At 73.4% G+C, this 12,686-nt stretch carries 14 protein-coding genes; 8 read left to right on the top strand and 6 right to left on the bottom strand.

Annotated elements, in window-relative coordinates; translation table 11 throughout:
* The first annotated feature begins 383 nt into the window (after positions 1-383).
* Both ACFVU7_RS31030 and ACFVU7_RS31025 read left to right on the top strand, forming a co-directional pair.
* Positions 384-956, top strand: coding sequence for a VanZ family protein (locus ACFVU7_RS31030; RefSeq protein WP_388048385.1), 573 nt, complete (start codon positions 384-386; stop codon positions 954-956).
* Complete coding sequence (locus ACFVU7_RS31025) at positions 953-1,642, top strand: DUF6518 family protein (RefSeq protein WP_388048383.1); 690 nt, start codon at positions 953-955, stop codon at positions 1,640-1,642. Before ACFVU7_RS31030 ends, ACFVU7_RS31025 begins: the two co-directional genes overlap by 4 nt.
* A gap of 77 nt (positions 1,643-1,719) precedes the next feature.
* Here ACFVU7_RS31025 and ACFVU7_RS31020 read toward each other — a convergent pair whose 3' ends face one another.
* Positions 1,720-2,064: a hypothetical protein gene (locus ACFVU7_RS31020; RefSeq protein WP_388048381.1), complete on the bottom strand. Its 345-nt coding sequence runs from the start codon at positions 2,062-2,064 to the stop codon at positions 1,720-1,722.
* A gap of 58 nt (positions 2,065-2,122) precedes the next feature.
* Here ACFVU7_RS31020 and ACFVU7_RS31015 point away from each other — a divergent pair, with 58 nt between their 5' ends.
* Both ACFVU7_RS31015 and ACFVU7_RS31010 read left to right on the top strand, forming a co-directional pair.
* Positions 2,123-2,341 carry a hypothetical protein gene (locus ACFVU7_RS31015; protein WP_074005414.1) on the top strand — a complete coding sequence of 73 codons (219 nt, stop codon included), beginning with the start codon at positions 2,123-2,125 and terminating at the stop codon, positions 2,339-2,341.
* A gap of 482 nt (positions 2,342-2,823) precedes the next feature.
* Positions 2,824-3,903, top strand: a complete 1,080-nt coding sequence (locus ACFVU7_RS31010) for a hypothetical protein (RefSeq protein ID WP_074005413.1) — start codon at positions 2,824-2,826, stop codon at positions 3,901-3,903.
* Positions 3,904-3,995: 92 nt separating this feature from the next.
* On the opposite strand, the gene ACFVU7_RS31005 is transcribed toward ACFVU7_RS31010, so the two are convergent.
* From ACFVU7_RS31005 to ACFVU7_RS30990, 4 genes are all read right to left on the bottom strand, one after another.
* A complete protein-coding gene (locus ACFVU7_RS31005; RefSeq protein WP_388048379.1) occupies positions 3,996-6,344 on the bottom strand; it encodes an FtsX-like permease family protein in 2,349 nt (782 codons plus the stop codon).
* Complete coding sequence (locus ACFVU7_RS31000; RefSeq protein WP_074005411.1) at positions 6,341-7,027, bottom strand: ABC transporter ATP-binding protein; 687 nt, start codon at positions 7,025-7,027, stop codon at positions 6,341-6,343. The genes ACFVU7_RS31005 and ACFVU7_RS31000 overlap by 4 nt, the downstream gene beginning before the upstream one ends.
* On the bottom strand, positions 7,024-7,557 hold the full coding sequence (locus ACFVU7_RS30995; protein WP_074005410.1) for a PadR family transcriptional regulator: 534 nt from the start codon (positions 7,555-7,557) through the stop codon (positions 7,024-7,026). Before ACFVU7_RS30995 ends, ACFVU7_RS31000 begins: the two co-directional genes overlap by 4 nt.
* 157 nt (positions 7,558-7,714) lie before the next feature.
* Positions 7,715-8,971, bottom strand: a complete 1,257-nt coding sequence (locus tag ACFVU7_RS30990; protein ID WP_388048377.1) for an alpha/beta hydrolase — start codon at positions 8,969-8,971, stop codon at positions 7,715-7,717.
* Positions 8,972-9,116: 145 nt separating this feature from the next.
* Between ACFVU7_RS30990 and ACFVU7_RS30985 the strand changes: the two genes are divergently transcribed.
* On the top strand, positions 9,117-9,575 hold the full coding sequence (locus tag ACFVU7_RS30985) for a MarR family winged helix-turn-helix transcriptional regulator (RefSeq protein ID WP_049654428.1): 459 nt from the start codon (positions 9,117-9,119) through the stop codon (positions 9,573-9,575).
* Positions 9,576-9,685: 110 nt separating this feature from the next.
* A complete protein-coding gene (locus ACFVU7_RS30980; RefSeq protein WP_388048375.1) occupies positions 9,686-9,970 on the top strand; it encodes a hypothetical protein in 285 nt (94 codons plus the stop codon).
* Positions 9,971-10,022: 52 nt separating this feature from the next.
* Here ACFVU7_RS30980 and ACFVU7_RS30975 read toward each other — a convergent pair whose 3' ends face one another.
* Positions 10,023-10,835, bottom strand: coding sequence for a maleylpyruvate isomerase family mycothiol-dependent enzyme (locus ACFVU7_RS30975; RefSeq protein ID WP_074005407.1), 813 nt, complete (start codon positions 10,833-10,835; stop codon positions 10,023-10,025).
* Between the two features lie 221 nt (positions 10,836-11,056).
* Between ACFVU7_RS30975 and ACFVU7_RS30970 the strand changes: the two genes are divergently transcribed.
* Together ACFVU7_RS30970 and ACFVU7_RS30965 are read left to right on the top strand one after the other, a co-directional pair.
* The gene (locus ACFVU7_RS30970) at positions 11,057-11,581 is read left to right on the top strand and encodes a SigE family RNA polymerase sigma factor (RefSeq protein ID WP_049660912.1); all 525 of its coding nucleotides are present in this window, start codon (positions 11,057-11,059) and stop codon (positions 11,579-11,581) included.
* The gene (locus tag ACFVU7_RS30965; protein WP_388048374.1) at positions 11,568-12,440 is read left to right on the top strand and encodes a hypothetical protein; all 873 of its coding nucleotides are present in this window, start codon (positions 11,568-11,570) and stop codon (positions 12,438-12,440) included. The genes ACFVU7_RS30970 and ACFVU7_RS30965 overlap by 14 nt, the downstream gene beginning before the upstream one ends.
* The last annotated feature ends 246 nt before the right edge of the window (positions 12,441-12,686 follow it).

The raw sequence follows: 12,686 nt of genomic DNA, 5'->3' as shown, positions 1-12,686 counted from the left end.
ACGGTGGCGAGCCGTCCAGGTTCGCACGGCCCACGGAGCAGGGCGGGAGGGCAGGTGAGAGCGGTTGGGGTGGAGAGCCATGCGGCGCCGGAGGGGTGACCCCTCCAACGGCCACCGCCAAGGCGGTGGCCCAGGAACGGCTTGGCGTGCTCCTGGACGGTGGTGGCCCACCGGCCGCGGCTTGACGGGACGCCACCGGGTCGCCGGGAGCACGGACGGTTCTGATTCCCGAATTCCGATCGCCCTCCATCTTTCCGGTTTCTCCGCAAACGACTGCTGCCTAGACCTCCGGATACACATGGGCTGGGGCTGGACAGGCATCTGCCACTATCGTGTTCCGAGGCGACAGCCCCTGGCGAATCATTCGATCGGAGTTTGCCCCCATGTGGAAGATCGCCCTCCATGTAAACGTCATGACCGTGACGATCGGCATGCTGGCGGCCCTCACCTGCGCGTTAGCCTTTGCGATCGCCTTACGCAAAAATAGGCGACTGATGGTGCGAATCTCCCAGGTAGCCACCGTTATCGCATCCGCCGTCATCCTCTACATCACCCTTCGGCCACAGGGCGGCTGGGGGAATATCGGCCACAGCGGTCGGAGCCTCAACCTCACCCCGGCCGCATTCCTTGACGATGCCGCGCAACCTCACAGCCTCGCCTGGGAGGAGCTCATCCTCAATGCGGCGATGATGCTCCCGCTCGGAGTCGTCGCGTTCACCGGGTTCAGTCGCCGCCTCTTCGGCCTCGGCTTCGGCTTCGCCCTCTCCGTCGCCATCGAATCGGTGCAGTGGCTGACCAAGAGCGGCCGCTCTTCCGACATCATGGACGTCGCGGGCAATACGGCCGGATACCTCCTGGGCGTTGCCCTGCTTCTCGCTGCGCACAGGATCCTCTCGCTGGGCACAGCGAACCGCACCCAGCAGAAGGACCGCGATGGAACGACGGTGACCCAGTGACCCCAGTGCCGCGGGAATCGAAATCACCCACTCGCCCGGCCGACGCGGTCGTCTGCGCACTCGCCGTCCCGGCGGGGTTGGCACTGGGCGTCGTGGCCCTGGTCGCCGACACTGTCCCCGGTCAGCTCGGTTCCATTCTGTCGGTGGCCGCCAGCACTGGCGTCGCCTGGGGAGTGGGAGCCGGGATTCTGGGAGCAGCCTGTCAGAGGCTGCTGACAGCGGCCTGCGCAGGCGCGCTGATCATGGTCCTCGCCGTGCTCACCTACTACGGCGGGAACGCCGTAGTGCACATCAGACCCAGCGCCGGCAGCGGCTATCTGGTGGACAAGACCGGTTTCTGGGCGATGGTGGCGGCCGTCGCCGGTCCCGCCGCCGGCGCGCTTGGATGGCGGATCACCCATGGCACCGCCCTCGCCAAGTCGTTGGCCGCGGGCGTCCTGGGGGGCCTGGTGGTGGTCCAGGGCCTCTACGCCTGGAGTCCGACGCGGTCCTACATGTTCGGTGGTGACGCGACCGCACGAGTCTGGATCTCACTGCTGCTGATCGCCGCGCCGCTCGGGGGCGCCCTGTGGGTGAGTCGCGGCCTGAGGCCGGCTGCCGCCTTCGGCTCCTTGGTCTGCACGTCGGCGATCGGGTTCTTCCTGTGGAGCACCGCGCAGTCGCTCCACCTGCTCCGATCGTGGTGAATTCTGGCCGCCGGGCCAGAATTCACCTGCGACATATCACCCATAAACCCGCGCGGCCAAATCATGACATTCCATTTTCAATTCCGCAACACATCCCATCCGGCAAAAATCGGCATCTCGATACGGATATCATGATTCAAAAACCGGAATGATGGCCACCATTGGCGGGTCAACGCCGAGCCGTTCCAGCCAAGAGTCAATTCAGCATTGCGTGCACGATCACCGATTAATAAGGTCGATTCCGAAGCCCGATCAGGGCCCAGGAATACCAGGGAGAATCCCATGTGAAGCTTGACAAAGGCAGGAACGATCGCCGCGACGTCCCTGTTGTCACTCGGAGCGGGGGCCCTTCCCGCCGCCGCAGCAGAGGCGCCGTCGACGGGAGAGGCGCCGGCATCCATCCTGGACACCAGCAGGTGCACCAGCCTCAGCAACGGAACCCTCTGTGTCCGGATCAAGGACGCTCGATCGACCGTCGAGGTGACCTACTCGAAGAGCGCCGGAGGCGCTGTCACGGCGCGCTTCGGCTTCAACTACCAGGGCACCGACTACAACGATGCCGGGGCATTCAGCATCAACGCCGGGGAGACCAAGTCCTACGCCTGGCACAACCTCAACGTTCTCTGCAACAGCGTGGTGGGCTTCCTCAGCGTCACGGGCCAGGGACGTTTCCAAACCCCGGCGGTCAGCGACTGCTGACCCACGGTACTTCTACCACTCGGCAGACCTGACGCCGTCCAGCGTGGGACCGCCGTGACCACTGCCGCTCCCGGTGCATTTCGCACCGGGAGCGGCAGTGCTCCGTCTCCTCGCACGCGGCGACGACGGCCCGGGCGTCCTTGAGCGCGATCGGACTCCGCTCGGTCCGGGTGCAGCCCGACTCTGTCGTGTACGGGCTGGATCGTGGCGGCACTCCGTCTCTTCTGCGCGGCGAGGCCATCCGTCCCGGCGCCGGCGGTCGGCGCCATCTTGGCCTGATGATCGCCCCCGTCGCGCGGCGGTAGCGGGGCGGGGGCTTCGGGTCGGCCCGGCCACCGGGCCGGGACGGTTGGACAGGGCGGGGGCAGGCGGGCTGTCTCCGGCAGTCGGCGGGTGGCTTTTTTCGCTTTCCATCGACCTTCGGGCTCTGATAGGACAGCACCCGGCCCGATCGGGCCCATGTGCGCAGGGGGGAACACGACATGTGGAAGACCAAGCGTCGGCACCGGGGGCGCGTCGCCTCGATGCTGGCTTCGGCGGTGGCGCTCGCCGCCGTGATGACGGCCGCGCCGGCCGGTGCCGCGCCCCGGGCCGTCACGGCTGAGGCGCCGACCGCCGGGCTGAACCTGATGCTGCGCGCCGATCCGGGGAAGGTCGTCCAGACCCGACGGGCGCCGGACGGGACCTGGGACGCCGCCAGGGAGGTCCCGCAGTTCTACAGCTTCCGGTACTGGACGACCGTCGTCGACTCCGGACGGCTGCGGCTGCTCGGCCTCCGGTACTCCGGTCCGATGAGCACGCAGTTCGTCCAGTCGACGCAGCAGCCCGACGGCAGCTGGCCCGCGCCGACCCCGATGAAGGGCCTGGCGGAACTGCCCCTCTCCAGTCAGTACTTCCAGACCGGCAGGGCCGGCGCGGCGGTGGTGAACGGCCAGGTCCAGCTGGCGGCGATCGACCCCTCGGGCCGGCTCGTCCACACCGTGGAGGGCCCGGACGGGAACTGGCAGCCCTGGGGGGCGATCAGTGCCCCTCCGGGACTCGCCTCGGACCGGTTCTCCAGCCTCGCGACGGCCGAGGTGAACGGTGAACTCCACATCGTGGCCACCGTGTCGAACGACGGAAGCGTGCTCCACACCATCCGGCACGCGAACGGCACCTGGGACGGCTGGGGCAACATCATGGGCGCGGCCGGGACCCCCTCCCCGTGGGGTGCGCCGCACGACGTGGTCGCGGCGGGCATCAACGGACAGCTTCAGGTCGCCGTGGTGAACAACAGCCAGATCGCCGTCTACCACACGATCCGCACCTCCGACGGCAACTGGGGCGGCTGGGGGCCCATCGGCCAGCAGGTCCTCGACCAGCCCTTCTACGTGTGCGGCGCCGACGGCGCCAACGTGGACAACGAGCTGCACCTGGTGTTCGAGACCTGCACCAGCAGCGGCACGCTCTTCCACACCGTCCGCCACGCGAACGGCAGTTGGAACAAGGCCGGGTACGTCCAGGGTGCCGTCGACCTCTCCCCCTGGCGGCCGGTCCCGAACGGATCGGCCGCCGGCGGCTGACCGCGCCGGTGACGGTCGACCGGCCCGGGGCCGTCGCCCGGGCCGGCTGACCGTCACCCACCCGGGCGGCGCCGTCCGGGCGGGGGGCGGGGTTATTCGTGGCGCAGGGCGTCCGGGCGCATCAGGCGCAGGAGTTGGGGCAGGCCGAGGGCGGTGGTGAGGAGGACGGCGCCCGCGGCGGTGGCGGTCATGGCGAGCAGGGAGGCCCAGTCGGTGTTCAGGGGGACGCCGGAGGAGTACTGGAGGACCGTTCCGGTCAGGAGGCCGGCGGCGGTGGCCAGGGCCAGGCCGAGGGCCATCGGGAGGAGGGTCTGCCACAGGACGGACAGGGCCAGGACGCGTCGGGGGGTGCCGACGGCGTTCAGGACGCCGAGGACGCGGCGCTGTTCGCGCAGGCGTTCCAGTTGGCCGACCAGCAGGCTGAGGGCGACCAGCAGGAGGGTGATCGCCGATCCGGCGGTCAGCAGGCGTTTGACGGCGAGGTAGGTGGCGTCGGGGGCGGGGTCGAGCGGGAATTCGGTGCGGGCCTGGGGGTCGATCGCCATGACGGCGGTGGTGAGGTGTTCGTTCGGGTCCGGGAGGGCGTCGGCGAGTGAGACCAGGACGGTGGCCGGCTGTCCGCGCAGGGCGTCGGCGGGGACGGCGGCGGGGGTGAGCAGGAGCAGGCCGGCTCCGATGCGGCCGTTGGGGTCGGCGTCCTGGACGGGGGTGACGGTGGCGGTCGGGGCGGGCAGGGGGAAGGGGGCCGGTTCGCCGGTGCCGCGGTAGTAGGCGGCGTGGACGGTCGTTCCGGGCGGGACGGGGTCGGCGCCGGGGCGGGCGGTCGGGCCCTGGAGGGCGAAGGCGTCGCCGTCCTCGCAGTGGGGCAGGGTGGCGAATCCGCGCAGGACGGCGCAGGAGGCGATGCGGACCGAGGGCAGTTCCCAGGACTTGGCCGTGGCGCTCTCCAGGGCGAACTCGGTGTAGGCGGCGGTGGCCTGGATCCCGGGGCCGCGGGCGAGGCGGTCGGCGAGGGCCTCGGCGCTGGGGGCGCCGCCGGGGAAGGTCACCGACTGCCGGTAGGGGCCGGTGGTGGGCTGGGGCCGGGCGTACTGCTCGTACTGGGTGCTGATGCCGAGGAAGAGCGTCTGCAGGGCGATGGCGCCGGCGATGGCGACGACGACGCCGCTGACGGCGGTGGCGGCCGGTCCGGAGCCCGTCTGCAGGCGGCGGGTGGCGAGTTGCCAGGACAGGGGGCCGCCGCCGGCCCGTCGGGTGACGGCTTCGACGAACCAGGGCAGGAGGGTGCAGACGCCGGTGAGGGTGAGCAGCACGCCGAACGCGACGAGGAGTGAGCCGCGGGTGCCCTGGGCCGGGTCGGAGAGGGTGAGGGCGAAGACCGTCAGGGACAGGCCGGCCAGTGGCAGCATGAGGCGCCATCCGATGCGGCGCCGGCCGGGGTCGGAGCGGCGGACGGTGCCGAGCGGGTCGAGGGCGGCCCGGCGCATGGCGAGCAGGGTGACGCCGACGGCCATGAGCGGGACGACGACGGCGATCGCGGCGGCGATGGCGGGCTGGGGTGCGACGTCCTCGGGGTAGAAGCTGAATCCGGCGAGGCGGACGCGTCCGATGAGCTGCCGGCCGAGGAGGAAGAGCGCCGTTCCCGCGGCCAGGCCCAGCACCGTTCCCACCAGGGACTCCCCCGCGGCGATCCGGGAGGTCATCCGGCGGTCGGCGCCGCCCAGGCGCAGTGCGGCGAGCCGGCGGTCGCGGCGTTCGCCGCCGAAGCGGGCGGCGGCGGCGAGGAAGACGCCGACCGGGGCGAGCATCACGGTCAGGCCGACGGCGTTGAGCAGGACCAGCTTGGGGTCCATGGCTTTGGGCGGTGAGAAGTGGCCGAACGCGGTGATCCGGACGGCGCCGGTGTCGACCGAGAGGTGGTCGCCGCCGAGGACGTAGTCGGCCTGGCCGGGTCCGAGCAGTCCGGCGGGGCCGATGGTGCCGGTCACGGGGTAGGGCAGGCGTTCGCGCAGCAGGTGGTTGGCGGGGTCCTTGAGGAGGTCGGCGAGGGCCGGGGAGACGGCCATCGTGCCGGGGGCCGGGTAGGCGGCGAGGCCGGGCGGGAGTGCGGCGTTCGGGCCTTCGGGTTGGACGACGCGGCCGCGGACGGGGGTGCCGTGGAAGGCGGTGTCGGCGGTGGCGACGAGGACGGTGCGGTCGCCGGGGGTGGGCAGGTCCTCGTCCCGGAAGGTGTCGTTCTGGGTGTAGAGGCGCTGGTCGCGGTGGTGGACGAGGCCGGGGAAGGAGGCGGTGAAGAGCAGGAGGGCCACGCCGAGGCCGACGCCGCAGGCGGTGAGCAGCAGGCGGCCCCAGCCGTCCCGTCCGCTGGTGACGGCGAGCCGGGCGCCGAGGGCTAGTTGGTCCAGGTGCGGTCGGCGGACCCGGGGGTCGGTGGCGCTCACCGGGTGGTGGCCAGGTCGCGGGTGCGGCCGTCGCGGACGACGATCTCGCGGTCGGCGTAGGCGGCGACCCGTACGTCGTGGGTGACGAGGACGACGGCGGCGCCGCTCTCGCGGGCGGCGCGGGTGAGCAGTTTCATGACGCGTTCGCCGTTGAGGGAGTCGAGGGCGCCGGTGGGTTCGTCGGCGAAGACGGCCCGGGGGCCGGTGATCAGGGCGCGGGCGGCGCCGACGCGTTGGCCCTGGCCACCGGAGATCTCGCCGGGGCGTTTGGCGGCGGTGTCGGCGACTTCCAGGCGTTCCAGCCATTCGGCGGCGCGGGCTTCGGCGGCTTTGCGGCGGGTGCCGTTCAGGCGCAGCGGGAGGGCGACGTTCTCCAGGCAGGAGAGTTCGGGGACGAGTTGGCCGAACTGGAAGAGGAAGCCGAAGTCGGTGCGGCGCAGGGCGCTGAGCTCGCTGTCGGTGCTGGTGGTGAGGGAGCGGCCCTGGTAGGTGATGGCGCCCTGGTCGGGGCGGGTGATGCCGGCGAGGCAGTGCAGGAGGGTGGACTTGCCGGAGCCGGAGGGGCCCATGACGGCGACGAGTTCGCCGGCGGCGACGGTGAGCGAGGCGCCGGCGAGGGCCGGGGTGGGGCCGAAGGACTTGTGCAGGTCCTGGGCGTGGAGGAGGGGTTCGGCGGTGGTCAACGCGGGGTCTCCGTCAGGCGGGCGGTGAGGTCGTCGAGGCGGGCGGCGGTGAGTTCGAGCCAGCGCAGGTCGGCTTCGAGGTGGAACAGGGCGTGGTCGCAGATCAGTTCGTCGGCGAGGTCGCCGGCGAGTTTGCGGCGGGTCAGTTCGCGCATGGTCCGCAGGTGTTCGGCGCGTTGGGTGTCGAGGACGTCGGCGGCGGAGCGGCCGGTGAGGATGGCGAGCACGACCTTCTGGTAGAGGGTGCTCTGCAGGTAGGGCTGCGGGTCCTCGGGGTGGGCGAGCCAGTCGGCGAGGTCGGTGACGCCGGCGTCGGTGATGGCGTAGCGCTTGCGGTCCGGGCCGCCGCCGGCTTCCACGCCCTCGACGACGACGAGGCCGTTCTTCAGCAGGCGGGAGAGGGTGGCGTACACCTGTCCGTAGTGCAGGGCGCGGTCGCGGCCGAAGTGCTCGTCGTAGAGGCGTTTGATGTCGTAGCCGTGGCGGGGCTGGGCTTCCAGGAAGCCGAGGAGCATCTGTCCGAGTGACATGATCAAGGACTATACACACCATGTATACATGGCATGTATAGCGAGGTTCGGGGCTGCCGCCGACGCGGGCTCCTCCAGCCCGGGGCCGCCGCCGGGAACGGGGGAACGCCCCGGGGCGTGGAGGTGCCCCGGGGCGTGGCCGTCCGTCCGCGAAGGGTCAGCCCCGGCGCAGCGCGGCGAGCGGGGCGGGGGCGGTGCCGAGCCACCATGCCGGGTCGGCGCTGCCGTCGGTGGTGCGGCCGTCGCGGTGGACGTAGTGGCGCACGTCCCGTCCGGGGTCGGTGAACTCGCCGGCCAGGGCCCGCTCCAGCCACTCCGCCCCGAACCGGAAGACCTCGGCCGCCACTCCCCCGAGCGGGTGGAACTCGTCCTCGTAGACCCGCAGCTCCTTCGGCGCCCGGATGCGCTCGAAGCTCTCCAGGGCCTGGGCGAGGTCGGTGAGCTCGTCGAACTCGCCGATGCCGTGGAGCACCGGGCAGGCGATGTCGGCCACCAGGTCGCCGAGCGGCATGCGGTGGGCGAGGTCGCGGTCGAAGGCCTCCTCGTCGGTGTACCCGGCCATGTACATGTAGTTGTTCTTGAAGGTCGGCTGGGCGCGCTCGAAGATCGTGGCGAAGTCCCCGGTGACGGCCTCGAAGGCGGCGAGCGCGGCCAGGCGGCCGTCGGCCGCGGCGGCCCGGGAGCCCCAGTAGCCGCTCATCGAGATGCCGAACATGCCGATCCGGTCGGCGTCGACCTCCGGGAGCGCGGCCAGGTGGTCGAGGTAGCGGCCGATCGCCCGCTCGTAGTTGCCGAGGTCGACGGTCAGCCCGCCGGCGCGGCTCTCGCCCTGGCCCGGCCCCTCGATGGACAGCGCGACCATCCCGCGCGAGGTGTAGTAGCGCTCGGCCGCCCAGATGTAGTCCTCCTTGATCATGTCCATCCCGGGGCCGAGGATGACGGCCGGCGCGTTGCGGACCGGCCCGGCCGGCAGGTGCAGCAGGGCGAAGATCCGCGAGCCCTCGAAGTCCAGCTCCACCCGCCGCACCCGGCCCTCGCGCAGCGCGCCCAGGCGCTCCACGCAGTGGTTGGCGTGCTCGCGCATGGCCGCCTTGCGCGGGTCGGCGGCGTCGAAGAGCGAGTACTGCGCCCGGCCCCACATCACGGCCGCCCTCAGGTAGAGGTCGGCGGCGGTCTGCGCGAAGCCGCCGCGCTCGTGGTGGGCGGCGCGCTCCTCGGCCTGGCCGGCCACCGTCGCCCACGCCTTGGGCAGCATCGCGCCGCTCCTGACCAGGGCGAAGACCTTGGCGAAGTCGGTGTGGTCGTGGCCCAGCTGCTCCATGGTTCCGACGGCCTCGGGGTGCAGCGCGTCGAAGCCGCCCTGGGCGAGGGCGATGTCCAGGGCCCAGCTCTGGCCGGTCGAACGGACGGTCATGACGGTCTCCTCTACGGGGTCCGACGGGGGGATCCGGTTGCGGGTCCCCCGGCGGGATCCAGTTGGCTAAGCACTTAATGAATAAGTACTTAGCTATTAAGTCCCGAGGCTAGGCTGCTGTCAACCCGACGAAGAGGACCGACCAATGGCCGAGCCGCCACCCACCGACGACCGCGCCCGGGCGCTCGACCGCCTGGCCCGCGCCGCCTACCGCCTCAGCGCCGCCGACGCCCGGCTGCGCGGACGCGCCACCCGCACCCCCGGCGCGCTCTCCCTCACCCACGCCCGGGCCCTGCGCACCCTGGCCGAACAGGGCCCCCTCAGCATCGGCGGGCTCGCCGCCGGCACCGAGACCACCGGCGCCGCCACCACCCAGCTGGTCAACGGCCTGGTCGCGGCCGGCTACGTCACCCGCACCCGCCAGCCCGAGGACAAGCGCTCCGTCCTGGTCGCCCTCACCGACACCGGCCGGGCCCTGCACGACCAGCGCCAGCGGGCGCTGGCCGACGCCCTGCACGGCGACCTGGGCGACTACGACGACGACGCCCTCGACCGGGCCACCGAGGTGCTGCAGCGGCTGTCCGCCGTCTACGACCGGCTGTGACGCCGTGAACCAGCCGGAGCGGGGGCGTCCCTGACGTCCGGGGGCGCCGGGGCTGGGCCGGATGCCGCTGTGCGGGTGCAGGGGGGCGGCGTTGCGGCGAGGTTGTGGAGGTGGACACCGTCATCGTGCTCGAACCCGATACGCCGACCAACGTGCGGATCCTCGGCCCCGGCCGCGTGCCGGCGGACCCCGAGAACCCGGTACGGATGGCGCACGCCGCCCCCGCGGAGGCCTCGGGCGTCTGCGGGCCGCTCACCCTGTGCGGCCTGCGCACCTCCGACATGACCCTCGCCCCGCACCGCTCCCCCGGGCCCGGCCGGCCGCGCTGGAACACCTGCGGGGCGTGCCGCGACGCCGAGGGGGGCGCGGCGGCCCGCGCCCCCGGTCCGGCGTAACCCGGGCCCGGCCCGGCCCCGGCCCGGGCGGGCCGCCCGGCGGGGTCAGGGGTCAGGGGGCGGCGAACAGCCCGGGGAAGGACGGGGCCAGCCAGGGGCGGCGGCCCCAGGCGAGCACCTCGCCGCGCAGCAGGGCGCCGGGGGCGCTGCGCCGGCCCAGCGCGATGAGCAGGAACGCCACCGGTTCGACGAGGATCGTGCAGTCCGGGCGCCGGGGCGGGTCCTGGCTCACCGCGGCGGCGCCGTCCGTGAAGGTCACCGCGAACCCGTCCAGGCCCCGGCCGCGCAGCCGGTAGCAGGCGCTGTGGCCGGCCGCGGCGCGGGCGTCCGTCACCCGCGGCATGACCGTGCGCACGAACGGCATCGCCAGCCCGACCCGGCGCCGGTCGATCGGGTGCGGGCGGCCGAGGGCGACGGCGATGTCGTAGAGGTGGCCCAGCATGTGGGTCAGCAGGTAGGCGCCGAGGGTGTCCAGGTCCATCCGGCCGAGCGGGGTCGACACCGGCTCGGTGCCCGCGCGCGGGGCGGCCGCCACGGTGAACTCCCGTGCCCGCCGGGCGATCTCCTCGGCGAGCACGTCCGGGTCCCGTTCGGGCCGCTCGGCCAGCGAGGCCGCGTTCGCCGCGGCCAGCGAGCCCGGGGTGCCGTCCCCGTACGGCCGTTCCTCGCCGGCGGCCAGCGCGGCCATCAGCTCGTTGGCCATCGCCAGGTGGGCGGCCGCCTCGGCGACCGTCCACTCGGCGCCGGGGATCCGGGTGTCGCCGCGGCAGCCGGCGAGCAGGGCGACGGCCTCGTCGCCGACCGCGGTGACCTCTTCGAAGAGCGCGGTGCGCGCGGCACCGGGAGAGTGCGGGGGGAGAGTCATGGAGGTGAAGCGTGGACGAGTGCCGCGCCGCTGTCCAGGTCCCCGCACCGCCCGGGGCACCGGGCCGACTCCCGGACCGGCTCGCGGGTCCGCGCCCGCAGGCAACCCGAACCGCCCCCCGACGCGTCGAGCTGCCGTGAGAGCAAGAACGAACACGCGGCCCGAGCGGCCGCCACGGCAGACGGGGACGGCACGGACACCATGGCGGGGACGACGGCAGGATGACGAACGCGACACCGCCGGACTTCGAGGAGTTCGTCGCCGCCTGCGGGCCCAAGCTCCTGCGCACCGCCTGGCTGCTGACCGGCGACCCGCACCAGGCCGAGGACCTGCTGCAGACGGCGCTCGCCAAGGTCTGGCCCAGATGGACGCGCATCGCCCCCGACCGGCCCGAGGCGTACCTGCGGAAGGTCCTGGTGAACTGCCACGTCTCCTGGTGGCGGCGCCGCTGGACCGGGGAGCTGCCGCACGGCGAACTGCCGGAGCCGCCGCCGGGCCCGGACCCGTACGACGGGGTGGTGCTCGGCCGGGTGGTCGCCGAGGCGGTGCGGTCGCTGCCGCCGCGTCAGCGGGCCGTGGTGGTGCTGCGCTTCTTCGAGGACCTCAGCGTCGAGGAGACCGCCGAGGTGCTGCGCTGCAGCACGGGCACCGTCAAGAGCCAGACGCACCGGGCGCTGGCCGGCCTGCGCGGCCGGCTGCCGGCCCGGGAACTCCTGCTGGACGGGGGACCCCGTGAACGGCGCTGACCTGCTCGACCCGTACGGTCCGGGCGAGGGCGGGCCCGACGACGAGGAGGAGCTGCGGATCCTGCTCCACCGGGCCGTCCCCGCCCTCGGTTCGCCGGAGGACCGGATGGAGCGCGTCCTCGCCCGGGTCGAGCGGTCCAGGCGCCGCCGGCGGGCGGCCGGGCTCGCCGCGGGCCTCACCGCCGGACTCACCGCCGCCGTGCTGGCCGCCGCGCCCGCGCTCGCGCCGGCACCGGTGCGGGGGGCCGCGACGGGGCCCGCGGGCTCCGTGTCCGCCCCGGTCCTGTCGCCCCCGGCGGCGGCGCCCGCCCCGTCGGTCTCGCCCGCCCCGACGGTGCCGGGGGAACCGTCCGCCGGGAGCGGGGCGACGGTCTTCTTCCCCCGGCTGCCCGAGATGCTCCTCGACCCGCCGGTGAACTGGCACGCCCTGGCCGCGTCGAGCGCCGACCCCCGGGAGCGGTTCGGCTACCTCGGCACCCAGCCGCTGGGGGCGTCCCCGTCGTGCGCGACGGTCGCGGCCCGCTGCCCGCTCGCCGGGCGGCTGGCCGTGGACGGCGCCGTCCTCGCGTTCCGGCTGGTGGACGGCCAGGGGCTGGCCGAGAAGCTCGGCCCGGACCCGTCCGGGCTGGGCGACACGGCCCTCGACAAGGAGTGCGCGGCGCTCGGCGGCGACCGCGAGCTGACCGGCCTGCGCGCCATCGACCGCGACGGCCCCGCCGCGGTGGTCGAGGTGACGGCCTGCCTGCGCCAGGCCTCCGACCCGACGGTGCGCCAGGCACGGCAGGCCTTCGACTCCGTCCGCTCCGCCCCGCCGGGCGGCCGCTCGCCGGGCCCCACGGGCCGGGCGGCAACGCCGTAGGCCCCGTCGTCCGGCCCCTCGCCACGCGCGAGGGGCCGGGCGGCAACCCGGCGGCGGCTGCGGGCCGTCGCACGAGCCAGCCTGACTATCTGTCCAACCGACCGGCCCGTCATGCGCGCGCGGGCGCATTGCCCACGATCGGGTGGTCCGGCCGTACTTCGCGCGCCGACGGCCGGGCCGGGACCGGATAGTGGAGCGGTCGCCGAGGCACGGGCCCGGCGCCCTTCGTCCGGAAGACCGAGGTGT

Origin of the sequence: Kitasatospora sp. NPDC058046, from assembly GCF_042885595.1 — a bacterium.
Taxonomy (GTDB): Bacteria; Actinomycetota; Actinomycetes; order Streptomycetales; family Streptomycetaceae; genus Kitasatospora.
Note: the sequence above shows the minus strand (reverse complement) of the source record. Positions and strands in the feature narration are given on the sequence as shown.